Raw genomic sequence first — 25627 nt, 5'->3', positions numbered from 1 at the left:
CTTATAAAAAAAATGATGAAATTCGTTCATTATTTAATATGAGATGTATACTATCGATTTAATACGCGAAGTTTTAGAGTTAAAGAGTTTTCGGATAGCGGATTATAATCAACAAATTACAGAGCTAGTATACGACAGTAGAAAGGTTAATCAACCTGAACATAGCTTGTTTTTTGCGCTTACTGCCGCCCGTGATGGTCATGATTTCATTAATGATGCCTATCTGCGGGGAGTTCGTAGTTTTGTTGTTTCCAAAAACGTGCCTTTCCTTGAGACACTTTCCGATGTTAATGTACTGTTTGTTGTGGATGTACTGGATGCATTGCAACGCCTCGCTGTCTACCATAGGCTATCCTTTAATGGAACGGTGGTTGGCATTGCGGGAAGTAATGGGAAGTCTGTGGTAAAAGAATGGCTGTACCAGTTATTATCGATTGATAAGAAAGTGTATCAGAGTCCTAAAAGCTACAACTCTCAGCTTGGTGTCGCATTATCGCTATGGAATTTGACTTCGCAATACGACCTTGCATTGATTGAGGCGGGTATTTCAGAGCCGGGAGAAATGGAGCGCTTGCAAGCTCTGATACAGCCGGAGGTAGGGATATTCACCAATATTGGGCTAGCTCATGCGCAGAACTTCATTTCGAAGCAGGCAAAGTTATTAGAGAAATTGAAATTATTTCAACGATCGAAAGTCCTTATTGCTGGCTCGAAATATGTAAATGCCGATCAAGTCTCCGCAGATATAAAATTATTGCAGTGGGGGGAGGAAGATAGCAATGAGATACAATTGTTGAATCAAGAACCTTCAAGAAAAGGAACCCAACTAACGATTAAATCGAATGGCAATATCCATACGTTCGACATCCCATTTACTGATAAAGCTTCCATCGAGAATGTCTTGACTTGCTTCACGGCAATGATGTATTTTGGTTATGCTGAACCGTTGATTATTGAACGTTTGCAGCAATTAAGACCTTTAGAAATGCGCCTGCAGCTTAAAAAGGGTATAGCTAACAGTTCTTTAATCGACGACTCGTATTCCAATGATTTAGCCTCGCTTCAGATATCATTAGATTTTCTAGCACAGCAGAACCAACATAGTAAGAAGACGTTAATTCTATCCGATATGGAAGGATTGTCGGTCAGTGAAAAATTTCAAGAGAAGCTGTTAGGTATACTTTCTCGCGCATCCATCAGCCGGATGATATGGGTCGGTCCGGATTATCAGTGGTTGGATGATCTTTCAACGACTGCCATACTGCGGTTTGCGACTACAGAAGACTTACTCCAGCAATTGGAGAGCTTAAATATCAAGGATGAAACCATATTGATCAAGGGAGGGCGTGCATTCCGCTTTGAACAGGTCGTACAACGCCTGACATTGAGATCACATGGTACCGTTCTGGAGATTAACTTAAATGCACTTTCGCATAATCTGATGCACTATCGTGCGATGATCCCCAATCAGGTTAAGCTGATGGCGATGGTCAAAGCGTTCTCCTACGGAAGTGGAAGCTTCGAGGTCGCCAACCTGTTGCAGTTTAGCAAAGTCGATTATCTAACGGTAGCTTTTGCTGACGAAGGTGTTGAGTTAAGGATGGGTGGCATCGCATTACCCATCATGGTTTTGAGTCCAGACAGCGATACTTTTCAGACATTACTACAATACGATTTGGAACCAGAGGTGTACTCCATGCGTTTCCTTAATCAGTTTATAGAATTCTTAAGGTCCAATAAACGTGAAGGATATAAGATTCATGTGAAGTTGGATACAGGTATGCATCGATTAGGATTTTTAGCGAATGAAGTGAACGAACTTATAGAACGCTTGAACCAACAAAAGGAAGTTAAAGTACAATCTTGCTTCACGCATTTGGTTGCATCCGGCGATCCTAATCAAGATAGTTTTACCCAGTATCAAATCGATACTTACAACAACTGTGTTACTAAGTTAGAAGCAGGAATCGGCTATTCTTTCATCAAGCATGTTGCGAACACCTCCGCAATTGTACGCTGGCCGCAAGCACATTTTGATATGGTTCGCCTAGGAATAGGACTATATGGTGTTGATATGGACAACGGGAATAGCGTTCTAGAGAAAGTAAGTACGCTGCGAACTACCGTAACGCAATTGAAAGATTTACCGAAAACCGAGACGGTTGGCTATGATCGGAAAGGAGTATTAACACGTGATAGCAGAATTGCTACGGTTAAAATTGGGTATGCTGACGGATATAATCGTAAATTTGGAAACGGAATTGGAAAAATGAAAATCAATAATCAGTTGGTACCAACGGTAGGCACTATCTGTATGGATATGTGCATGTTGGATGTTACGGATATTGAAGTCAAAGAAGGGGATACCGTAGAGGTTTTTCCAGACATCATGCAAGCGGCAAGAGATATCGGCACCATTCCGTATGAACTATTGGTCAATATTTCTAGTAGGGTAAAGAGAGTCTATTATTTTGAATAAACATGCTACGTAAATTCTTTCAACAATTCTTTTATTATTTAATCAAGGGAACCTTGGTCGTTGCGCCCGTTGCGGGAGCAATCTTCGTGATTGTTTGGTTAGTTGCGACCTTGGACGGTGCGCTAAATATTACTGAGCACTTCCTTGAAGATGAAACCGGACATCCGCTCTATATCCCGGGAATAGGAATTCTATCGGTCATCCTGTTGCTTGCGTTGGTAGGCTTAATTTTTACAACCTTAGTGACAGCACCAATCCGCAGTTGGATGACGCGTACCATTAACAAAATACCGCTATTCAATACGCTTTATTCTTCCATCAAAGACTTTACCGAAGCCTTTGTTGGTGATGCAAAGAAATTCAATGAACCGGTATTGGTCGAAGTCAACAACTTTGGATTAAAGAAGGTTGGCTTCCTAACTCAAAAGGACTTGAGCAGCATAGGCTTAGAAGGTGAAGTTATTGTTTACTTTCCATATTCTTATTCTGTTGCAGGACAGGTTGCTATCATAAGCGCAGATAAAGTTCATAAATTAAATATGTCAGCCACTGATGCTATGAAATTAGCTGTGTCGGGCGGTGTTAGTGGCGTTGAACCTTCAAAGAGAAGAGATGTTTTGGAAAAAAAGCAACAATAAGCAATCTCAAGAATCAAAGGATTTGTTGTTGTCTAATGGCGCAATGCAGTCGTATTTTATCAGCGAACTCGATCCAGCACTCTTGGATTTGTTCGAAAAAAAAGAGAAAACAGTCGTAACGGATGAGCGCTTTTCTAACTGGTGTAAACTGACAGAAAATCTTTCTAAGGACAGCGTGCATACGCTTGCGGAAGAAAAAGCACTCTTGGAATATTATATCTCTCTGTGGGGTTTACTTCAAAATGAAGAACTGCATGTAAAAGTTGATTTTAATATCGCAGATCCCTCAATGAAAGTTCATGCATTACTCTGCTTCCCATTGGTTCAAAATGCGCTTACTAATGGTTATAATACGATGCCTGCGCATCCAATTAAAATTCGGTTAAGTAGTTCGAGCAATCAAATCAAGCTGGAAGTAAGCAATCATGTCAACCATTATTTAAAAGATCAGTCCGAAAACGACTACATTAACAACCTTCAATACCGCTTGAAATTTCATTACCCCGATAAACACAGCCTATTCCTCAATAGTAATAGTATGTTGTTTAAGGGGGTTAATGATATTAGATGTTAGACATTAGATTTTAGATATAAGATATTAGATTTGAGGTGTTTAACCAAACAGTCTGAAATCTAATATCTATAATCTAATATCTAATTTTATCTATCGCAACTTGCTCTAAACGATTCTTTCTTATCCAGATTTGTATAAGCAATTTCTAAAGTGCTTTCTGAGATCGTAATCGACCCTATTGCCTCTGAATTAAAGAAAATGGTGTTGTTATCTCCTTTTTGCATCACGATTCCTGTTAATGAAGGAATATTGCCTTTATCAGATTTGAAGTCGAACGAATACTTGTCTCCAACTTTGTACACGCGCACAGAACCAGGACCGTAAGCAACATTCTTGCTGTTATCAGAAAGATTGGTGTAACCAACCTCACCCGTATAGTTTCCAGTAAACAATTCATTATCTACCGGGTCATCATCTTTCGAACAAGCAGAAACTGTGAATAGGACAACAAACAAAAGACTTAATAATTTCAATGTGTTTTTCATAGTACAATATTTATGTTTTTCTAATAGTTATTGTACTTGTTAAACCAAACACGATGCCATTATGTCTGCAACATAGCTGTTACATTTTCTTTTTAACACTTCTTAACGCTTTCAATTTAGAACAATTTAAGCTGATGATCGGAGTTTTTTATAAGCTGTGAACAGTCAAACTCAAAGTGCTCTACGTTCAATTTATTGCGTTTGCAGTGCATACGGAAGCTATCTTTAATCATTTGCGCTAGCTTTCCGGTTCCTTTCATCCGGTTTCCGAACTCGCTATCATTCACTTTTCCATGATGACAACTCTGTATACTATGCCAAATCTTATTCGCACGATCCGGATAGGCCTTGTGTAGCCAATTCTCAAATATTTGTCCAATCTCACCATTCAATCTTACGGTTGTATAGCCAGCCCATTTCGCCCCAGCACTAGCAGCCGCCTTCAATACATTAGGAATCTCATGATCGGTCAAACCCGGGATGACAGGGGCACACATAATGCCCACCGGAACGCCCAACTTTGATAACGACTCAATAACATGCAAGCGCTGTTTAGCAGTTACTGTTCTAGGTTCAAGCTTCAAGCGCGTTTCCTCAGTTAAAGAATTGATGGAAATATAGACTACACAGAGATTTCTATTGGCAAGTTCGCTGATAATATCCGCATCGCGCAATATTAAGCTGTTCTTTGTAATAATGCTGACCGGCTGACCATATTGGCTAGCCGTTTTTAAAATTCCGCGCGTCAATTGAAACTTACGTTCTAAAGGTTGATAGCAATCTGTATTTCCAGAAAGTGAAATAGGTGTCCCAGTCCATGACTTACGACTGATAAACTCGCGGAATAGCTTCACGCTATTCGCTTTGACCATAATCTTCGTCTCGAAGTCCAGGCCCGCGCTGTATCCCCAATACTGATGCGAATTGCGTGCATAGCAATAGATACAACCGTGTTCACAGCCCTGGTAGGGGTTGGCCGAGTATTCCATGCCCACGTCGGGGCTAGTCACTTTGTTGACGAAACTTTTGGGATGAACAATCGTAAAATGAGTTTGCGGCTTTTCCTCCTCCCATTCATCAATCCCCTCTATAAAGTCCTTGCTGTAGCTTTGTTGAAAAAAAATGTTCGATACATTCTCCTGTGCACCACGACCTTGAATAAATTCAGTAGCCATATTTCCTCCTAATATTTTTCTAAAATACTAAAAATATTAGTAAAACAACAAGGCTACAATGTCATATTTTAAATAGCTTCCGCGATATCCTTACGGGTTTTTGCATACAGATAGATGAAAGTTTCAATTTGCGAGCGATATGCAGGCTTCTTATTGGTCACATATTCATTGGTTTGCAGGTTGTCGAAAATCCTGGCTTTCACATTGTCTTTCAACTGAATTTGTAACAGATCTTTCAGCTCGGTTTTCAATTTTTTACTATTGATTTTTACTGCTGCTTCGATACGATAATCTAAATTCCGAGTCATCAAATCGGCTGAAGAGATGTAGGTCAGCTCTTTCCCAGCGGCGTAAAAATAGAGTACACGGGCGTGCTCTAAATACTCATCTACAATGCTGATACCATATAATGGCTCTTTGAATTTTTTCTGATTGATTGCGCAATATACACCACGCACGATCAGCTCGACCTTAACGCCGGCAATTGCAGCTTCATATAATTTTTTGATACATTCTTTGTCACTAAGCGAGTTAATCTTGATGATAACATGCGCTTTTCGTCCAGCCTTGGCCTCCAGAATCTCTTTATCGATAAACTGCAAAATCTGCTGACGCATATCTAAAGGACAGGTCAGTAAACTTTTACAATTTTTTATCGTGTTCTCTAAAGGCATCTTAGGCTTTTGCAGCGCATTGAATATCTTGTTGATATCGGCCATCACGCTCTTGTTGCTCGTCATCAAACAGTGGTCGCCATAAATGCGCGCCGTCTTTTCATTGATGTTGCCGGTACTCACGAAACCATATTGAATGGTTTTGTTATCTACCCGCTTTTTGATAATACAGAGTTTGGCATGTACTTTTCGGTTCGGAATACCAACAAGTACTTTAACGCCTTCCATTTCGAATCGGTCTTTCCAATCCAGATTATGCTCTTCATCAAAACGCGCTCTCAGCTCTAACATCACCGTGACTTCTTTCCCGTTACGCGCTGCATTTACTAAGGCATTGGCGATTTTTGAATTTGTAGCCATCCGATAGATTGTAATCTTAATCGTTTTCACGTCCGGATCCATAGCCGCCTCCCGCAATAGATCGATCATCGGCCTGAACTGGTGATAAGGAAAGGAGAGGAGCACATCTTTTTTCAGGATAACGTCCGTCACACGATCGACATCGCAGAGATCAGGATGCTCAAATGAAGTTCGCTCAAATGGTCTTCTATAAGATCTGAACACATCTGGGAAGTCCATGAAGTGCTTGAAATTATGGATTTTCTGACCTGGGATGATGCTGTCGCGTTTTGAAAGATCCAATTTCCGAATCAAAAACTCCAGAAGCATCTGGTCCATATCTTTATCAAACACAAAGCGCGTCGGCTTGCCTTTGCGTCTATTTTTTACGCCTTTTGTTATCTTTTCTACAAAGCTCGTATTCACGTCGTTATCTAAATCAAACTCCGCATCTTTCGTGATTTTGAAAGTGTTCGCAACAAATTCATCAAAACCGAAGTAGGAAAAGATGTAAGGTAAATTGACTTTTACAACATCCTCAATTAAGATAATATGCTTCTGATTCTTAGGTGCCGGAAGGATCACAAATCGGCCGTGTTGGCTCGAAGGTAATTCAATGATGGCAAACTTCGTCTGATATTGCCAGTCCTTCTTATACATAGCAACACCCAGATAAAGACTTTTGTCGCGAAGATAGGGCATGGGGCGTACCTCATCCAGAAGGAGCGGAATAATGCTGCTCTCCACCTCCCGGTCAAAGTAGTCTTTCACAAATTCTAACTGTTCCTGCGAAAGGTCCTCCGCAGTTTTTATAAAGACGCGCTGCTTAGCCATCTCTTTCTGAACATCTAACCAAATCTTATCAAACTTCTTTTGCTGTTTGATAACGATATGCGTTATCTGTTCTAAAATAATATTGGGATCTTCATAAAAAGATCCCAATACTTCTTTGGTATTAATCTCGGCCGCGCGCTTCAGTGCAGCTACACGAACACGAAAAAACTCATCTAAATTATTCGAGAAGATACCTAGAAACTTAATGCGTTGCTCCAATGGAACTTCGGTATCTGCCGCTTCTTGCAACACACGAGCGTTAAAACTTAACCAGCTAATATCCCTGGGGATAAATTTTTTTGCCATTTCTAGTTCTCTCATAATAGCATCGAAATTATCGGTGCTATGTTAATTTTATGTTAACTTTATAAAATCAAATTATTAAATCACTTCTGCGAACCATACCTTTTCTGAATATTTATTGCCTCAAACTTCTTATCGTCATAGTGAGGCTCTTCAATATTTAAAGTAGTAGGAAAAGGTTTGTGTTTATCGAAAAAGTAAACTTTAGTGACCGAACCGTAATCATTGGTCGGAAATTGATCTGCACATTGATCATATTGTGCATTCATTGGATCGCCAACCGTTACGGCATAGATTCGAATAATACCACCTTTATTTTGCTCATTTCGAACAAAAGCGACCTCTTCAAAATCTCCAGGTAAATCTTTAATCGAGGGCTGCGAATATGCGTCCCAAATAAAATACCCTAATAAACAAATGAGCGGAATGGCAAAAAACCAAACCTTCTTCCTTCTTTGTTGCGCCATCTATGCCTACCTCGATTATAAACTAATTTGAATGCCTAACAATTTGTAGAACTCCTTCAGGATTGCTTGATGTCCTGGCCATGCTGGTGAGGTTACTAAATTTCCATCAACAACCGCTTGGTCGGCAGGAATGTTCTTCCAAGTACCACCAGCCAGTTCGATATCCGGACCTACAGCGACGTAAGCCGTCAAGGTGCGTCCTTTCAATACCTGAGCCGTCGTTAACACTTGTATACCATGGCAGATTGCCGCAACAGGTTTATCCTTCTCGAAGAAGTGCTTCGTAATTTCAATAACACGCTTGTTCAATCTAATATATTCAGCCGATCGGCCGCCAGCTATGTAAAGTCCATCGTAATCTTCCGGATTTACCGAATCAAAATCTTTATTAATTGCGAAATTGTGACCGCGAAGTTCTTTATACGTCTGATCGCCGGTAAAATCATGAACTGCCGTAGGCACAACATCACCTTTTTTACGATCCGGAGCTATAGCATCAACTTCGATTCCTACAGCACCCATCGCTTGGAAGGGAACCATTGCTTCATAATCTTCCACATAGTCTCCAACTAATAATAATACTTTCTTTGCCATGATATTTAATTTTTAATTATCGTTCTCTGTTAATTTTGTTGCCATCATGCGCTTCGTTTTGCGCACTTTGGCCTCCAATTGACTGCGAAATAGCGGCGTAATGATGCCGACGCCTTCTTTAAAATTCTTGCTGTATTCCGGAAGTGAAAAACTCTCCAAAATATCCGCGCCATCTTTCGGCATGCGTGCCGATGCTATATCTAAAATGCATTGTCCGCCTCCTTTTCCATCGCTCGTTGCTAATAGAAAAACAGCTTTTCCGTTAAATAGTTTACGACCTTTGATTCTTGACGTCCAATCGTAGATGTTCTTATAAGCAGTAGCGTAGTTACCATTATGTTCTGCTAAGGAAATCAATATCAAGTCTGCCCAATCAATCTTAGCGGCAAAGGCATGCGCAGCTTCCGGAATGCCAATCTCCTGCTCGCGATCGACAGAAAATAAAGGCATTTCAAAATCGTTCAAATCTAATATTTCAATGACATCGTCTTTCTCTTTGTAATATTTGGAAACCGATGTGATAAATTTCTTGTTGATGGAGTTTTTGCTGCTGCTACCAGCGAAAGCCAATATTTTCATGTCTTAAATTTAGTGATTTATTAGGCATAAAAAAAGCCTATGATTAATCATAGGCTGTAATTTCTACTTTTCCCTTTGTACCAGGCGATCCTGAATATACTTGTCCCTGCGGTACACCTCGTAGTCCCGGACCAGACATCGAAATCTGTGAATAGACACGTTGTAAGTCTGATGTAGGGTTTACGCGAAGTCCACCTTGTTGTACATCAATCAATAAATAGTTTTTTCCTTTCTTATCGGTCGTCTGTGGTTTGATACCTGAATTGGCATAGGCAAAATTTACCTTACCACCGTTTCCGTTCGGGAATGTTTTGGTACCGTTCATCGCATCCCATCCGCGCGCAATCACATAAAGCGATCCCAACTCTTGCAGATTCACTTTGATATCAAAGTTCGTCGCATTGTTTTTTCCATCGGAACCCGATATAACCGCATTTTTACCAATAATAGCATGACCGATCTCCAGTTTTACGTCCTTTTTACCAAAGAATTCCAACTTCGCTTTGTCCTTCATGATCAACGTGTCAATACGAACGATCATCGAAGAATCACGGCTCACGAAATTTTTAGTCTTCTTTTTTCCGACTTCTAATTTCGTTATATGTTCTGTTGTTTGTGCCTGACTATTCAAGCCCAAAAACAACATACTTAAACTTAATATTAAATATTTCATACGTTAACCTCCTGTCTGTTAGACCGTATTAAAGTTAAAAAGTTTATTCCAGACCTTTCATATATTTTACGATCAAGGCAGCAGTCTTCTCAGACGCACCCGGCGTTCCCATCTTTTCGATCAAGTTGTCGTAATTCTCTAAAACACTTGCCCGATGTGCTGGATTTAAGGTTAACTCTTTCAATTCCTCAGAGATAGTCATCGTGTCGCAATCGTTCTGGATAAGCTCGCGAACCGATAGGTAATCGTTTATCAAATTAACGAGTGAGATAAAACGTACTTTGATCAGTTTGCGTGCAATCATGACGGTGATAGGATTTGCTTTGTACACAACGACCTGCGGAATGCGCAATAACGCAGTTTCCAAAGTGGCAGTGCCTGAGGCCACAACGGCCGCTTCTGCATTCTTCAACAAATCATAGGTTTGATCGAATACCACGGGTATATCCTCGTCCCCGATATAGTTTTTATAATACGCTAAATCGAAATTGGGTGCCCCTGCGATAACCAACTGATGCGCCGGAAACATACGGTTTAAATCGACCATAATAGGGAGTAAGTTCTCGATCTCCATTTTGCGACTGCCAGGAAGCAAGGCAATAATCGGCTTCTGGCTCAAACCATTGTCCAGCCGGAAGTTCGGATTGAATTTGTATGCTGCAATAGCATCTAACAGGGGATTTCCAACGTAATCAACCTGATAATGAAACTGCTTGTAGAACTTCACCTCGAAAGGAAGGATACAAAACATGTGGTCTACCAATCTCTTAATCTTATACACACGTTTTTGATTCCATGCCCATATTTTCGGAGAGATATAGTAGCACACCTTAATGCCGAGCTTTTTCGCAAAAGCAGCGACCTTAAGGTTAAAACCTGGAAAGTCTATCAAAATGAGGGTATCAGGTTGCTGCTTAAGGATATCCTCTTTCACCTTTTTGAGGTTTTTAGCGATGCTGCTCAAATTCTTCAACACCTCAATGAAGCCCATGAACGCCATCTCCGAAGTATGGATAAGAACCTGCTCGCCAGCCGCTGCCGCCATCTGGTCGCCACCAACAATATTAAAACTTGCTTCCGGATCCTCCTTTTTCAGCGCTTTAATCAAGTTCGCACCATGAAGGTCCCCCGAAGTCTCTCCTGCAATAATGTAATATTTCATGTTTTATATTAACCCCTTAAATATACGGATTCTTTATAGGATGATGCAATTTCGCTGTTTTTGCATAAATATTTTTCAACCTTTCTAGGAGTCTCGCTCTGCTTAGAACCCTTGTAAAGCCCTTTGTAACCCCATTATAACCCCAATCAAACCCAATTCCAATTGGGTTTGATTGGGGTTATAATGGGGTAGTATTTAGTAGTTAGTAGTTAGTATTCAGACCTAGGGCGGGTAAAGAGATTAGACATTAGATTTAGATATAAGCGTATGGAGTCTTTTGAGGGATGAAAAGATGAGTTTAAGGGTGCTTTGTCTGAACTTTTGGTTATAACAAGAAAGGTGAAATTGTCTTTGAACCAGGAATGGAAGGATGCAAGGATGAACAGGATCGGGCGTCATAGGTCTAACTACTAACTACTAACTACTAAATACTATTTTGAATCCTTCCTTTCCTGGTTCAGACAAACTTTCAAAAGTTCAAACAAAATATCCTGACAAAAAAAGGCGCCTAATCGGCGCCTTTACATCTAATGTCTTATATCTAAACTCTGAAATCTAATTCCAGCCCTAGGTCTAACTACTAACTACTAACTACTAACTACTACTAAATTCCAAGCTCCACCTGGAACATTCCGCCCCAAGCAGCTTTATTATTGGCATTATTTAAGTAACCATCCTTAAAGGTATAGTTAGCATTTAGCTGGAATTTCAAGCGGTGTGCTTTCATGTATTTTGTAAGACCGAGTTCGATAATCTCAGTTTGGTCTTCGTATAGTGCGATATCGCCGTGTGGCATCACATAAGTATAGCGACCAGCAATCTCATAACCTTTGTTCAAAAGATATGAAGCTTGTTGGTTCACACCCCAGCCTTTATAAGCGTAGGTTTGTTCCGGATCTTCTTCGTCAGTAAGGTTAAGCGGATTGTCTACATCTCTGCGCATGTATTCAGCTTCGTATGCGAAGCCCATATACTTGAAGATGGCGTCGGCAAAGGATGTTTTTAAGGTAAACGGATTCTGAACATAACGACCTAACTGTCCGCCTTCGCGAATGGTCTTGTCATTATAGCTATAACCGCCACCAATAGATAATTTTGGTGTTTCCTCGCGCTCTAAATCACCCTCGGAGTAGTCATTGTCGTTCGTAAATTTCCCTAAAGGTAAGAACTCGATTCTACCGGTATAGGCTAAGCCTTTATCTGTTGCGCTGGCCGGACGACCTTCACCTGTTGAGATGGCCGCTTTAGCGTTGAAAGGCATATCGCCAATCTTTTTGCTCAGGTTTAAGGAAACTCCAAAGTCACGGTCTAATGTGAAATTACTGTTTACCAACGAGCGGTCTGCGAATTGCAGGGACCCTGATGAGTTCACACGCTGGCGGTTACCTGGAAGCTTGTTCTGTCCGAAAGAGATATAAAAGTCGTCGGAAAAGTTATAGAACATCACAGCATCACGAACGATATTGGGGATACCTGTATCGTCGAAATCCTGGTCACTACGTGTAAATGCCAATTGTACGGTGTAGGAAATCTTTGGTGTATAGATATAACCGTCCATACGCATTCTTAAACGACGAATACGTGCATCGAATTTACCGTTATCTTCTCCGTCAATAACGTTAGAGAATCCCAGTCGGTTTTGCATACGAAAACGGAAGTTCGTATAGAAAAGGGAATCTTTGGATTTGTATTGGATTCCTTTGAAGTTTAGGATAGTAGCACGGTCATCACGCTCTTGCGGATGGTGGCTCTGTCCGTAAACCTCGGTCATAGCGATAATAGCTACAACAAAGCTTAAGGTAAAATTAGTAATCCACTTCATTGTAAAGTATATAATTAAATTTTTGGTTCTTGCTGACTTAGGCAGTGGAAGCTTCCAAGTCCCCAAATAATATCGACAGAGTCGATGCCGATAACCTTGCGGTCAGGGAATACTGACTGTATAATGTCTAGTGCTTTTTGGTCGTTTTTATCGTTGAAAATTGGAACAACAACAACTTTGTTTGCAATGTAGAAATTGGCGTATGAAGCCGGCAATTGCTGGTCTTCATAAACAACAGGTCTTGGCATTGGCAACTCGACGATATTTAAAGGGCGACCATCTAAAAGGCGCATTTCCTTTAATTTCTCCAAGTTTTCTTGAAGAATAGGGTAGTTCTCATCATTGGGATCTTCTTCTACAACGGTCAATACGGTATCCTCGTTTACAAAACGGGTGATATCATCAATATGGCCGTCAGTATCATCACCGATAATTCCATCGCCTAACCATAATACCTGATCTTGACCATAATAATCCATCAAATATCCTTCAATTTGTTCTTTGTTAAGATGTGGATTGCGGTTTTCGTTCAATAGACAGGCTGTAGTCGTTAAGATAGTACCTGCGCCATTGAATTCTACCGATCCGCCTTCCATAACGATGGGCGGAGTAAACAACTTTAGTCCAAATTCCTGCGCTATTCTTGTAGGTACAACATCGTCTAAATCATAGGGAGGATATTTGCCGCCCCAAGCATTGTAACCCCAATCGACCACGGCTTTCTCGCCCGTTTCTTTATTAATCAGGAATGCAGGGCCATGATCGCGGCACCAAGCATCGTTTGTAGGATTTAGATGAAAGCTAATGTTCTCAAGATTTGCACCTGCTGCTTCGATATGTGATAGTGCGAAGGCTTTCATCGCTTCATCCGCTACATTGATGCGTACTTTTTGGTCTGCTGCAACCAGCTTGATAAATTGGGAGTAAGGTGCATAGACTGTTTCTAGCTTACCCGGCCATGATTCTTCCTTGTGTGGCCAACTTAACCAGAGTGCTTCTTGAGCTGCCCATTCGGCAGGAAAAGTAAAACCTTGAGCCTTAGGCGTATCTTCCTTTTTATATAGTCGGGATGTGTTTTCTGAACTCATATTAACATGACGTAAAAAAACTATGCTCTTGGATGAGCATAGTCGGTATTTCTTAATTTATTCTTTAGTCCTCGTCTATAAATCGCTTAGTGATAGGAGCATATGTTTCAATCCTTCTGTCGCGAAGGAAAGGCCAGTGCTTGCGGAAATAATCGGATTGATTCAAGTCGATTTCAACAACTTCCACTTCTTCCTGATCATGGGATGCCAGATACAAAAGCTTTCCTTGTGCATTGGCTACGAAGCTGCCTCCCCAGAATTTCATTGCGCCGTCTTGCTCAAAGCCAACACGGTTTACCGAAACAACTGGAACGCCGTTGGCAACTGCATGCGATCGTTGGATCGTCTGCCAAGCATTATATTGGTCTTTGTTTGTTTCTTCGTCCTGATCTGTCGCCCAGCCGATAGCCGTTGGGTAGAACATGATCTCAGCACCCATTAAAGCGGTAATACGAGATGCTTCAGGGTACCATTGATCCCAACAGATCAATACGCCGATTTTACCAAATTTCGTGTTAAATACTTTGTAACCTAAATCACCAGGTGTAAAGTAGAATTTTTCGTAGAATGCTGGATCATCAGGGATGTGCATCTTACGGTATTTCCCTAAGTAGGAGCCATCTGCATCTAAAATAGCAGTTGTATTATGATAAAGACCTTGCGCACGCTTTTCAAATAACGAAGCAATGATAACCACCCCAAGTTCTTTCGCTACTGTGGATAAGGCATCCGTCGATGGCCCTGGAATAGCTTCAGCCAGATCAAAATTGTCGTAATCCTCTACATCACAAAAATATAAGGAGGTAAAAAGCTCTTGCAAACAAACGATTTGGGCGCCTTTTGCTGCAGCTTCGCGAACTTTCTCGACCGCTTTATTCAAATTCTCTTGTTTATCCTTTACACAGGACATTTGAACTAAACCAACTTTTACTTTACTCATTTTTACAATTACTTATAAGGTTTGCGCAAAGATAGGATAAAATAATGAGGTTAACTGATGGAGGTACACAATATGGGCTGAAAATGCGTAGTTATTATGTAATTTTTTGTCTGTTGTAGAAGATGTTGTACGGCTCGTTGAGATGCAAAGTTCCCTGTTTTGTTACCTTTGTGTATGCGCAAAATAATTCATATTGATATGGATGCATTTTATGCTTCTGTCGAACAGCGAGATTTCCCGGAGTTTCGTGGTAAGGCATTGGCTGTTGGTGGCTCGCCAAGTGGACGGGGAGTGGTCGCAACGGCTAGTTATGAAGCGCGCAAATTTGGGGTGAAGTCTGCCATGTCCTCGCGCATGGCGCTGCAACTTTGTCCTCATCTACTCTTTACCCGCCCTAGGTTTGATGTGTACAAGGAGGTATCGAATCATATCCGTTCCATATTTCATCGGTATACCGACTTGATCGAGCCGCTATCATTAGACGAAGCGTATTTGGATGTAACAGAAGATAAGCTGAATATAGGTTCGGCTATTGAAATTGCACGACAGATAAAGCAGGCAATACATGACGAATTACAACTGACGGCATCGGCAGGGGTTTCGGTGAATAAATTTGTTGCTAAGATTGCGTCGGATTTTCAGAAGCCGGATGGGCTGACCTTCATCGGACCTTCTAAAGTAACGAAGTTTTTGGAGGCTTTGCCTATTCATAAGTTTTTCGGAGTCGGAAAGGTGACAGCCAAGAAAATGAACCAAATGGGTGTGCATATAGGTGCTGATTTGAAGCGATTTAGTGAGATCGAGATACAGCAGCACTTTGGTAAGTCTGGGAAGTTTTTTTACCAGATGGTGCGCGGGATGGATGAACGCCCCGTGCGTCCCAATCGAATTTCGAAATCTGTGGGTTCGGAGGATACTTTTGAATCGGACCTCACGGATCCGGAATTAATGAAAGTAGAGATTGCCCGATTAGCGGAGCGCGTATTTGCGAGGTTGGAACGCGGGGAGAAGTTTGGGAAAACAGTCACCTTGAAGATTAAGTATGCTGATTTTTCACAGATAACGAGGAGCAAAACGGGATTGATTTCTCTTTCCAAACTGCATGAAATACAGGATTACGCCTACGAACTGCTCGAGAAGGTGGATATGCAGGATAAGCGGGTTCGGCTGTTGGGTGTTACAGTTTCTAATTTCCAGGGTGAGCAGCACGATACGCCGGAATATGTGCAGTTAAGCCTCTTCTAAAGGCTCTCCAACCAAATACTGTACGCGAGAAGGGTTCAGTCTGGCAAAGTTCATCGCGAGATTGTTCATGTAGAAATTGCTATGTACAAGGCTGTCATTTTCTACCACATCATCGATTGTATGAAATTCCAAGTCGTTCGCAACAAATCCTAAAGCAAAAACTCTGTTTTCTTTATAATATATGTAACTCTTCTCGTCGGCATGCCTACCACGATCGATAATGACAAAGCTCCGCTTACTGTTCTGTATGCTTTCTATCGCCTCTAAGACCTTATCGTTGTATGCGGTGACCAACGGGAGCTCTTTCTTTAAGAGCGCCTCAGAACGCTCTGTATTTGATTTTTCACTATTGAAGAATGAGCACAGTCTAAATTCCAGCGAATAGGTATTAATCAATTGTAGCAGGAACTGCGTCGACTCATGCACGGTGTTGAATGCAAATAGAGGGGTGATATGCTTTCTAATTTGGCAAACGGAAAGCCTAAGGTATCCGTTTTGGTCTTCATAGCTGATCAAACCGTATTTAGGGTCGTATTTTTTCAATGCTCGGTTGTAGATGGGCCATATCTTTTTGATCATATGGCATTCCATCAAAAAGGCCATCAGTTCGGTTCCTGACTCTTGGAAATCAATGTCGCTGATCTCATTGATGAAATGCTGTCTACGCTGTCCACTGTTGTTCCCCGTAAAATGACTGATGACACGTTTTTTGATATTTACGGCCTTGCCAACATAGATTATTTTTCCCTTGTTGTTTTTGAAAAGGTAGATGCCCGTGCTATTCGGAAGACGGTTGAATACCTCTACAGGAATATTGGTAGGTAGGCGCTGTTCTTTGGCGTTTGTTTGTTCTATCAGCTTAATAAAATGTTCGCTGTCAGCTTCGTAAAGTTTTTGAAATAAAGTAACTGTTGCTTTCGCATCACCGGCCGCTCGGTGCCTGTCTTCAATGATGATGCCCAGACTTTGACATAGTTTTCCCAGGCTATAGCTTGGTAGTCCTTTGAAGATTTTACGAGATAATCGAACGGTACATAGTCGCTGTGCTTTCCACTCATAACCGGCAGCCTTCAATTCAGTTTGAACAAAAGAATAATCGAAATGCACATTATGTGCTACGAATATGCAGCTTCCCAATAGATGGTAGATATCTTCGGCGATATCCTCAAAGATTGGAGCACTTTCGACCATCTCATCCGAGATGCCCGTCAATGCCTGAATATGAAAGGGGATAGGTTGCTGGGGATTGACCAAGCTTGTGTACTCGTCTACTACCTTCTTGCCATCGAAGATATAAATGGCAATCTCTGTTATTTTACTCGCAGAGGCATATCCTCCGGTCGTTTCAATATCGACAATAGCGTAGCGTGGCTTCTTCATTTAAACAAAAATAATACTAATATTCTTATTTACTAAGAATATTAGTATTATTTTCTGCGTTTTGATTAAATATTTTAAAGAAGCTCCACGCCTTTTTCTAAGAGTTCGTTCTTTTTTAGTTGATCCCAGATACTCACTTGCACCTGTCCGATATGTTCAAGCTTCAACATGAACATACAGATGCGAGATTGTCCGATGCCTCCACCAATGGATTCTGGGAGTAAATCATTTAACAGCATTTGGTGGAAAGTTAGTTTTTGGCGATCCAGGCTGTTGCGGATTTCTAACTGTGTTAATAGAGCTTTCTTGTCCACACGGATTCCCATAGAGGATAGCTCAAATGCCGTGTTTAAAATAGGGTTCCAGACTAAAATATCACCATTTAACCCATGATAACCCTGTTCATTACCGGTGCTCCAATCATCATAATCAGCCGCACGGCCATCATGTGGTTCTCCATTGGTCAAAGAACCGCCGATTCCATAAATGAATACTGCTCCGTACTCCTTCGCAATGGCATTCTCTCGTTCTTTGCCTGTGCTATTTGGATACTTTTGAAGCAGCTCTTCTGCTGAAATAAAGTGAATAGTTTCGGGTAGAACAGGCTCAATATGTGGGTATTGAACGTTTACCGCTTGTTCTGTATCATAAATGACTTGATAGATTTTCTCTACCGTTTCTTTCAGATAAGCTAAGTTTCTATTTCCTGAGCATATGCATTTCTCCCAATCCCATTGATCGACATAGATGGAGTGGATCGGGGAATAATCCTCATCAGGGCGCAATGCACGCATATCCGTTAAAATGCCTTCTTCAGGTTCTAATTCTAATTCTTTTAAGCGTATTCTTTTCCACTTTGCCAGGGAATGAACCACCACTGCGCGTTGGTCCTGTAAGGATTTGATAGGGAATGAAACAGGTCGTTCAATTCCGTTTAAATCATCGTTAATACCCGTTCCATCCAATACAACGATTGGTGAAGATACAGGAATTAAGTTTAAGGCTTGCTTGAGTTTTGTCGCAAACGTTTCTTTAACAAACGTAATTGCTTGTTCTCTTTTTAAGATATGACGTCCCATTAATTTTTAAAACAAAATAAACATAGTGATCGTGATTCTAATAGCAAAAATCACTTTATCATAATTGTCTTCAAAAATACAAAATTGTTAATGATTTAGGTTATTTATTATAAAAATAAATAGTTAAAAGTAGTTTTTGTAGTATGTATTGCAATGCAAACGGTTGATTGGTTAAAAATAAAATATTGAAATCCGCTTTTTTTTAAGCCGTATTTGCCTTGGCGTTAAATAAAGTAGGAGGCTTTCGAAAACTATGCAAATGGTTCTCAGTTGTTTAGAGGTAGGATGCCGTGAGGTTAGGATAATTTGCCTATCGGCTATTTAGCGCGCTACGGATTGCAGCTCCTTTCGTAAGACATTCTGCATATTCCGATTCTGCCTCTGCATCAATGGTGATGGCACCTCCCGTGTGGAAGGAGAGGTAATTTGTTTCTGCATTGTAGATTAACGTTCGGATGACCACATTAAAGTCGAAGTTTCCATCCGGTGAGAAATATCCGATAGCACCCGAATAAACGCCACGTCTGGAGTTTTCATATTGGTCGCATAGCTGCATCGCCGATATCTTGGGCGCTCCGGTCATCGAACCTGCAGGGAAGGTGTTTTCTATAACTTCGCAATCGCTCAACTTGGGGTTCTTTTCGCAAGAAATAGTCGAGATTAATTGATGCACATGCTTGAACGTATAAAGCCCCAGTTTCTCAGTAACTTTTACCGTTCCGGGCACTGCGCTTCTGGTGAGGTCGTTTCTAACCAGATCGACGATCATTACGTTTTCAGCAATTTCTTTAGGATTGTTCGCGAGATTTTTCTTTAGTATTTCATCCTCTGCTTCGTCCTTTCCACGAGCAGATGTTCCCTTTATCGGTTGAGAAATTAAGGTGTTTCCACGCTTCGCCAGGAAGCGTTCCGGAGAAGCACTGAGAATATAGGATTGCTTAACTTTAAAAAAGCAGGCGAAAGGTGTAGGGGAGATTTCATTTAACTTATTAAATAAAGCCTCTGGGTTTTCAATTTTCGCCTCATCGTCGTAGAATTCCTGACAAAGATTAGCCTCGTAGATATCTCCGCGCTGTATATGGCCTTTAATTTGGTCGAAGGCATGGAAATAATCCTCTCGAGTCATGCGAGACTTAATATCTCCCGAAAACTGAAAGACAGGATTTAGATACTCTGTGTTCAAAATCGCTTGATATACAGCTGCAGGATCGTCAGCTTGAATATGCAGGCTGTTGGATTTGAATTGTAAGATGATCTTGGGGACAAAGAAGTAAGCGTCAGGAAATCCCGCGCGATTTGGGAATTGCGTCTGTAGATCCTCTAATTCATTCTTCAGATCATAACTAAGAAATCCCGGAATCCATTGATCAGGAAACCGGGATTTAAATTGTTCTAAGCGTTCGAAAGTTGGTAGCCCAGCTTTGGAGGTGAAGACCTCGGCAGCATCGATAGCCATCAAGCAGTCTACTTGCGAATATTGATTGCTAAAACCATTGGATTGAAATAAGCATACATGTTCGAAGCCTTTAGACCACTGTAAGGCCTTAGACAAAAACAATTCACTATGCACTTCAAAAATGGCTTCGGCCATATCTGTCTTATAATACGATAGTTTGCGTACGATCAGGACCTACAGATAAATACTTGATAGGAACGTTAAGTTCTTGCTCTAAGTAATTAATGTAGTTTTGTAATGCTGCAGGGATTTCGTCTTTCGAGCGTATTCCTGTTAGATCTTGATTCCAACCTTCCATCTCCTTCAATACAGGCTCTGGTTTGTTCGTGATGATCTCGTATGGCATATAGTCGATCTGTTCGCCTTGGTAGTTATAATGCGTACAAACGTAGATTTTCTCGAAGGTGTCTAACACGTCTGCTTTCATCATAATCAACTCGGTAACACCATTGATCATAATAGCATATTTCAATGCTGGAAGATCGATCCATCCCGTACGACGCGCACGACCTGTTGTAGCACCGAATTCATGACCTAATTGACGTAGTTTCTCGCCAGTTTCGTTTTCCAATTCTGTAGGGAAAGGACCTCCACCAACACGTGTTGCGTAAGCTTTGAAGATACCGAATACTTCACCAATTTTGTTCGGAGCAATACCCAGACCTGTACAAGCACCAGCAGTCGTTGTGTTCGAAGATGTCACGAAAGGATAAGATCCGAAGTCAACATCTAATAAAGTGCCTTGAGCGCCTTCAGCTAATACGCGCTTACCCTCTTTCAAGTACTGATTCACCAAGTGTTCAGAATCTACATGAGGGATAGTTTTTAAGAATTCGATAGCATCTAAGAATGCTTGCTCTTTTTCTGAGAAATCAGGGATTTCACCATAGTGAGCTAACATCGAAAGGTGCTTTTGTTTCAACTTTTCATAGCGTTCTTTGAAGTCAGAAAGGGTAGTATCTCCGACGCGAAGACCGTTACGGCCAGTTTTGTCCATGTAAGTTGGACCAATACCTTTTAAAGTAGAGCCAATTTTACCGGCACCCATTGTGCTTTCCGAAGCCGCATCTAACAATTGGTGAGTAGGTAAAATAAGGTGTGCTTTACGAGCTAATACCAACTTGCCTTTTCCCACTGGATCGAAGCCAGCAGCTTTAAGGTTGTCTAGTTCTCTTTTTAGGATAATAGGGTCGATTACAACGCCATTACCGATTAGGTTTAAAGTATCTTCGTTGAAGATTCCAGATGGAATGGTGTTTAGGACGAATTTCTTGTTGTTGAATTCTAAAGTATGTCCAGCGTTTGGACCGCCTTGAAAGCGAGCGATCAAATCGTATTTTGGACAAAATACATCTACGATTTTTCCTTTTCCTTCATCACCCCACTGCAAACCCAAAAGCACATCAACTTGCATAGTATTTATTGAAATTTATATGTTAAAATTATTGTTTGTTTTTCCTGAAAAAATAAATGTTCGGAAAAAGGGAATCTACTAGCCTTTTTCCGAACAAAGGTATATATTAATTTTTCGAATGTTAAATTAATTTGAAATTACTGCTTCTTCTTTTACAGGTTCTTTCACGGACTTAGATTTACGGCAATCTGCGCAAATTCCGTATAGATTTAAAGAGTGGTGTTTGATCTCGAAATTCAGTAAATCGCCGATCATTGTTTGGATTTGGTAAACACGCGGGTCGCAGAACTCGACCACCTTATTGCACTCAATGCAAATGACGTGGTCGTGTTGTTTATATCCATAAGATTTCTCGAATTGCGCCATATTGCGGCCAAACTGATGTTTGGTAACTAAATCGCAGGATACTAGAAGTTCTAACGTGTTATAAACCGTTGCACGGCTAACGCGATACTTCTTGTTCTTCATATGTATATATAAAGACTCCACATCGAAGTGATCAGAACGTGAATATATCTCCTCTAAAATCGCGTAGCGCTCTGGAGTTTTTCTAAGATTTTTGTTTTCTAGGTATGCTTCGAAAATCTTTTTAACAGTTTCGTAGTTTTCGCCCTGCTTCATAGTATTCGCCAAGTTTTAAGATTCAAAATTACCAAAATGTTATGTTATTATCTAGTGCTATTGTCAAAGTGCTGTAAGTCTTTAGTTCTCCGACTCATAGCGCGTCACGCCGGTGATGCCAGGGATTTGCTTTAAATGCTTAATCAGGCTGTCCAATTGACCAACGTCATTAACAAATACCATAATATCGCCTTCAAATATTCCTTCGTTGCTGGAGATGGATAACGAGCGGATATTTACATTGAAATCCTGAGAGATTACTGTGGTAATCTTATTCACCAAGCCCACGTCATCAATACCAATAATTCGTAGTCCTGTTAAGAATGAAACATTATTGTGTAAAGAAGCCCACTTAGCTTTCAAGATGCGATAGCCGTAATTCGCCATCAGTTTAGATGCGTTAGGACAGCTCGTTCTATGTATTTTAATACCATCGTTAACCGTTAAGAACCCGAAGATATCATCGCCCGGAATAGGGTTACAGCAGGGAGCTAGTGTGTAGTCTACTTTTTGATAGTCATCGCCGATTAATATCGTATCGTCTTTCTTGTTGATCTTTTCTACAAGACCGTTGATATGAGCTTGGAACTGATTCTGGTTCGCATCTTCCGATCTTTCCGCTGCCACAAACTCTCTCAAGTTCTTAATATCGATGGCTCCTTTTGCGACATTGAAGAAAAGTTCCTGCGAACTAGGGAACTTAAAGAAGTTTGCAATTTTATTGATATTCTCTGTGTTGTAGGTAATCTTCAAAGACTTCAACTTGCGCTCTAAGATTTCTTTCCCGTCTTCCGCAACGCGACGCTTCTCTTCTTTCAGAGACGATTTAATCTTAGATTTAGCCTTCGCAGTAACGACAAAACTCAACCAGTCTTCCTTCGGAGTTTGCTTGCTCGATGTAATAATCTCAACTTGATCCCCGTTTTGCAGTTCCTGACTAAGTGGTACGAGCTTATGATTAACCTTCGCACCAATACAGGTTGCACCGATATCCGTATGTATTTCGAAAGCAAAGTCTAATGCAGTAGCGCCGTTAGGCAGCTGCACTAATGTGCCTTTAGGAGTAAAGATGAATATCTCGTCGGAGAAGAGGTTCATCTTGAAGTCATCCACAAAGTCCATTGCATTGGACTCTGGATTGCTTAAGATATCACGTACTTTCTGTATCCATTGATCCAATCCATTATCGGAGTTGGATTCCTTGTATTTCCAATGCGCCGCGAAACCTTTCTCCGCGATCTCGTTCATGCGTCTGGTTCGGATCTGTACCTCCACCCATTGTCCTCGAGGGCCCATTACGGTGGTGTGTAAGGACTCATATCCATTCGCTTTAGGCGAGGATACCCAGTCGCGTAATCGATCGGGATTCGGACGGTATAGATCGGTTACTATCGAGTACACTTTCCAACATTCGGTCTTCTCTTTCTCGTCTTCTGTGTCGATGATGATTCGAATTGCAAATAAGTCGTAGACCTCTTCAAAAGGAATAGACTTCTTACGCATCTTATTCCAAATGGAATGTATAGATTTTGGTCGCCCGAATACTGAGGCGTTAATACCTTCTTCTTTTAATATTTCGTTGATTGGACCGATGAAATCTCCAATGAATTTCTCACGCTCCGCCTTTTTCTCATTTAGTTTCTTCGCAATAAATTTATAGGTATCCGGATCGGTATATTTCATGGAAAGATCTTCCAATTCCGATTTAATCGCATATAAACCTAAGCGGTGGGCGAGGGGAGCATATAAATAACTTGTTTCTGAAGCAATCTTAAGTTGTTTATGGCGGGCCATAAACTCCATTGTCCGCATGTTGTGCAAGCGGTCGGCAAGTTTAATGAGGATAACACGCACATCATCGGCGAGCGTCAGTAGCATTTTACGGAAATTCTCGGCTTGCATGGAACTATTCGGATCGAATATTCCCGATATCTTCGTCAGGCCATCGATGATACGAACTACCTTTTTCCCGAATTGCTCTTCAATATCTTGTAATGTAACGCTGGTATCTTCTACCACGTCATGTAACAGGGCACAGACGATAGAGGTAGTTCCCAATCCTATTTCCTCCGCGGCAATCTGTGCGACAGCGATTGGATGGTAGATATATGGTTCACCAGATTTTCTACGCATATCCTTATGGCTTTCCAATGCCAAGTCGAATGCTTTACGAATCTGTTGTTTATCGCCTTTTTGTAATGTAGGTTTGCAAGCTCTTAATAATGCACGGTATCTTTTTCGTATTTCCTTATTTTCAGCCTCTATATCAATCACATATTCTTGCATAAATCTCCTGTAAATGACTATGATAATTAAATATTATTTGCTAAATTTAGTGGGCAAACAATACAGAAAGAATGTTTTTTGTATTGTATAAATATACGAAAAAAAGTTAATATTAAGCTGGAGGAAATAATTAATTAAAGATGCGTAGCTGTGTTATTAAGTGGGTTTTGATGGGGATTTTCTTCGTTTCTGCAGCAACATTAAGTCATGCACAGACATTGACGAAGCCGCAGTATGGTGAGGGAAAAGCAGAGGTGGTTGAACATTATGCCACTACGACTTTAGATAATGGTGAGGTTGTTCCTTGGTTTCCAATCGAGGAGGTGGTTGTTACAGCAGTACGACATTGGAAAAGCGAAGAGGAGAGACAACGCTACTTGAGACTTAAAAGAAATGTTATTCGTGTATTGCCCTATGCAATTTATGCCCAAAAGCGCTATGATCAACTGGACCGCGACTTGGCGACGGCAAGTTCCCGCCGAGAAGAAAAGCGACTGATCAAAGAATGTGAGCGAGAGATTAAAGAAAAGATTACCTCCGAGGTTAAAAATCTTTCAATCTCGCAGGGTAAGATTCTGATCAAGCTGATTGAGCGACAGACAGGAAATACCAGCTACGATTTAGTGCGAGACATGAAAGGCGGAGTGTCAGCCTTTGTATACCAAGGGGTTGCTAAGCTGTTCGGACATAATTTAAAGAGTACCTATGATCCTCAAGAGGATTTCGAGATAGAGAACATCATTCGTGAATACGAACGCGTTCGCCCAATTCCTAACCCTTAAAACCGATAATTATGAAAGCTACAGTTTATGATTTTAATGCATTGGAATTTAATGGACAGAAGAAATCATTGAAGGACTTTGAAGGCAAAGTGTTACTGATTGTGAATACTGCAAGTAAATGCTTCTTCACCAAGCAGTTTAAATCATTGGAAAATCTATATAAAAAATATCGTGATCTAGGCTTTGAGATACTTGCATTTCCATCCAACGATTTTAGAAATCAGGAGCCGTTGACAGGCAGAACTTTAGAAACTTTTTGTCGGATTAATCAGCAAGTATCTTTTCCTGTGTTTAAAAGAATCCATGTTGTAGGCGAATTTACCGACCCGCTATACAAATACTTATCTGACGAATCTGCAAACGGAAAAGTAGGCACTGCGCCATTCTGGAATTTTCATAAATACCTTGTAAATCGCCAGGGAGAGGTTGTTGATCATTTTTATTCAATTACCAGTCCTATGTCAAAAAAGGTCCACAGTAAGATAGAAGAATTGCTCACAAATCCCGCATAGACTTATTATTTTGTACTTTTGTACAA

General features: G+C 40.8%; 23 protein-coding genes. 6 read left to right on the top strand and 17 right to left on the bottom strand.

From position 1 onward, the window contains the following. Positions 1-43 precede the first annotated feature (43 nt). From QYC40_RS07895 to QYC40_RS07885, 3 genes are read left to right on the top strand one after another with little or no spacing between them, the layout of a single operon-like run. Positions 44-2479 (top strand): bifunctional UDP-N-acetylmuramoyl-tripeptide:D-alanyl-D-alanine ligase/alanine racemase, encoded by a 2436-nt coding sequence (locus tag QYC40_RS07895; protein ID WP_301993407.1) that lies wholly within the window; start codon positions 44-46, stop codon positions 2477-2479. A gap of 2 nt (positions 2480-2481) precedes the next feature. After that, positions 2482-3117 carry a DUF502 domain-containing protein gene (locus QYC40_RS07890; protein WP_301993406.1) on the top strand — a complete coding sequence of 212 codons (636 nt, stop codon included), beginning with the start codon at positions 2482-2484 and terminating at the stop codon, positions 3115-3117. Beyond that, the gene (locus tag QYC40_RS07885; RefSeq protein WP_301993405.1) at positions 3092-3691 is read left to right on the top strand and encodes a hypothetical protein; all 600 of its coding nucleotides are present in this window, start codon (positions 3092-3094) and stop codon (positions 3689-3691) included. The genes QYC40_RS07890 and QYC40_RS07885 overlap by 26 nt, the downstream gene beginning before the upstream one ends. 86 nt (positions 3692-3777) lie before the next feature. Here the strand turns inward: QYC40_RS07885 and QYC40_RS07880 are convergent, their stop codons facing one another. From QYC40_RS07880 to QYC40_RS07830, 11 genes are all read right to left on the bottom strand, one after another. Further along, a complete protein-coding gene (locus tag QYC40_RS07880; protein ID WP_301993404.1) occupies positions 3778-4176 on the bottom strand; it encodes a hypothetical protein in 399 nt (132 codons plus the stop codon). 116 nt (positions 4177-4292) lie between these two features. Beyond that, positions 4293-5351: a PA0069 family radical SAM protein gene (locus tag QYC40_RS07875; protein ID WP_301993402.1), complete on the bottom strand. Its 1059-nt coding sequence runs from the start codon at positions 5349-5351 to the stop codon at positions 4293-4295. A gap of 68 nt (positions 5352-5419) precedes the next feature. Further along, positions 5420-7519: a polyphosphate kinase 1 gene (ppk1, locus tag QYC40_RS07870; protein ID WP_301993401.1), complete on the bottom strand. Its 2100-nt coding sequence runs from the start codon at positions 7517-7519 to the stop codon at positions 5420-5422. A gap of 65 nt (positions 7520-7584) precedes the next feature. Beyond that, entirely contained in the window at positions 7585-7968 is a 384-nt protein-coding gene (locus tag QYC40_RS07865; protein WP_301993400.1) for a hypothetical protein, read from the bottom strand. A gap of 15 nt (positions 7969-7983) precedes the next feature. After that, entirely contained in the window at positions 7984-8562 is a 579-nt protein-coding gene (locus QYC40_RS07860; protein ID WP_301993399.1) for a DJ-1/PfpI family protein, read from the bottom strand. 12 nt (positions 8563-8574) lie between these two features. Continuing rightward, positions 8575-9141, bottom strand: a complete 567-nt coding sequence (locus tag QYC40_RS07855; protein ID WP_301993398.1) for an NAD(P)H-dependent oxidoreductase — start codon at positions 9139-9141, stop codon at positions 8575-8577. Positions 9142-9184: 43 nt separating this feature from the next. Beyond that, the gene (locus QYC40_RS07850) at positions 9185-9814 is read right to left on the bottom strand and encodes a hypothetical protein (RefSeq protein WP_301993397.1); all 630 of its coding nucleotides are present in this window, start codon (positions 9812-9814) and stop codon (positions 9185-9187) included. Between the two features lie 43 nt (positions 9815-9857). Further along, positions 9858-10976 carry a lipid-A-disaccharide synthase gene (lpxB, locus tag QYC40_RS07845; RefSeq protein WP_301993396.1) on the bottom strand — a complete coding sequence of 373 codons (1119 nt, stop codon included), beginning with the start codon at positions 10974-10976 and terminating at the stop codon, positions 9858-9860. Positions 10977-11580: 604 nt separating this feature from the next. Then, on the bottom strand, positions 11581-12798 hold the full coding sequence (locus QYC40_RS07840) for a porin (protein WP_301993395.1): 1218 nt from the start codon (positions 12796-12798) through the stop codon (positions 11581-11583). 14 nt (positions 12799-12812) lie between these two features. Beyond that, complete coding sequence (locus tag QYC40_RS07835) at positions 12813-13886, bottom strand: agmatine/peptidylarginine deiminase (RefSeq protein WP_301993394.1); 1074 nt, start codon at positions 13884-13886, stop codon at positions 12813-12815. Between the two features lie 64 nt (positions 13887-13950). Then, entirely contained in the window at positions 13951-14826 is an 876-nt protein-coding gene (locus QYC40_RS07830) for a carbon-nitrogen hydrolase (protein ID WP_301993392.1), read from the bottom strand. 174 nt (positions 14827-15000) lie between these two features. On the opposite strand from QYC40_RS07830, the gene dinB reads away from it, so the two are divergent. Next, positions 15001-16071 carry a DNA polymerase IV gene (gene dinB / locus QYC40_RS07825; RefSeq protein ID WP_301993391.1) on the top strand — a complete coding sequence of 357 codons (1071 nt, stop codon included), beginning with the start codon at positions 15001-15003 and terminating at the stop codon, positions 16069-16071. Here dinB and QYC40_RS07820 read toward each other — a convergent pair. The 6 genes from QYC40_RS07820 to QYC40_RS07795 form a co-directional block, all read right to left on the bottom strand. Beyond that, positions 16057-17451, bottom strand: a complete 1395-nt coding sequence (locus tag QYC40_RS07820; RefSeq protein ID WP_301993390.1) for an exonuclease domain-containing protein — start codon at positions 17449-17451, stop codon at positions 16057-16059. The genes dinB and QYC40_RS07820 overlap by 15 nt on opposite strands. 74 nt (positions 17452-17525) lie before the next feature. After that, on the bottom strand, positions 17526-18530 hold the full coding sequence (gene asnA, locus QYC40_RS07815) for an aspartate--ammonia ligase (RefSeq protein ID WP_301993389.1): 1005 nt from the start codon (positions 18528-18530) through the stop codon (positions 17526-17528). A 310-nt stretch (positions 18531-18840) separates the two neighbouring features. Then, positions 18841-20121 (bottom strand): anthranilate synthase component I family protein, encoded by a 1281-nt coding sequence (locus tag QYC40_RS07810; protein WP_301993388.1) that lies wholly within the window; start codon positions 20119-20121, stop codon positions 18841-18843. Positions 20122-20128: 7 nt separating this feature from the next. Further along, the gene (locus tag QYC40_RS07805; RefSeq protein ID WP_301993386.1) at positions 20129-21400 is read right to left on the bottom strand and encodes an adenylosuccinate synthase; all 1272 of its coding nucleotides are present in this window, start codon (positions 21398-21400) and stop codon (positions 20129-20131) included. Positions 21401-21526: 126 nt separating this feature from the next. Then, positions 21527-22021 (bottom strand): Fur family transcriptional regulator, encoded by a 495-nt coding sequence (locus tag QYC40_RS07800; RefSeq protein WP_301993385.1) that lies wholly within the window; start codon positions 22019-22021, stop codon positions 21527-21529. Positions 22022-22102: 81 nt separating this feature from the next. Next, the gene (locus QYC40_RS07795) at positions 22103-24307 is read right to left on the bottom strand and encodes a bifunctional (p)ppGpp synthetase/guanosine-3',5'-bis(diphosphate) 3'-pyrophosphohydrolase (RefSeq protein WP_301993384.1); all 2205 of its coding nucleotides are present in this window, start codon (positions 24305-24307) and stop codon (positions 22103-22105) included. A gap of 140 nt (positions 24308-24447) precedes the next feature. Between QYC40_RS07795 and QYC40_RS07790 the strand changes: the two genes are divergently transcribed. Then, positions 24448-25089, top strand: a complete 642-nt coding sequence (locus QYC40_RS07790; RefSeq protein WP_301993383.1) for a DUF4294 domain-containing protein — start codon at positions 24448-24450, stop codon at positions 25087-25089. A gap of 11 nt (positions 25090-25100) precedes the next feature. Then, a complete protein-coding gene (locus QYC40_RS07785; RefSeq protein WP_301993381.1) occupies positions 25101-25601 on the top strand; it encodes a glutathione peroxidase in 501 nt (166 codons plus the stop codon). Positions 25602-25627 lie beyond the last annotated feature (26 nt).

Origin of the sequence: Sphingobacterium sp. BN32 (assembly GCF_030503615.1) — a bacterium.
Classification (GTDB): Bacteria; Bacteroidota; Bacteroidia; order Sphingobacteriales; family Sphingobacteriaceae; genus Sphingobacterium.
Note: the sequence above shows the minus strand (reverse complement) of the source record. Positions and strands in the feature narration are given on the sequence as shown.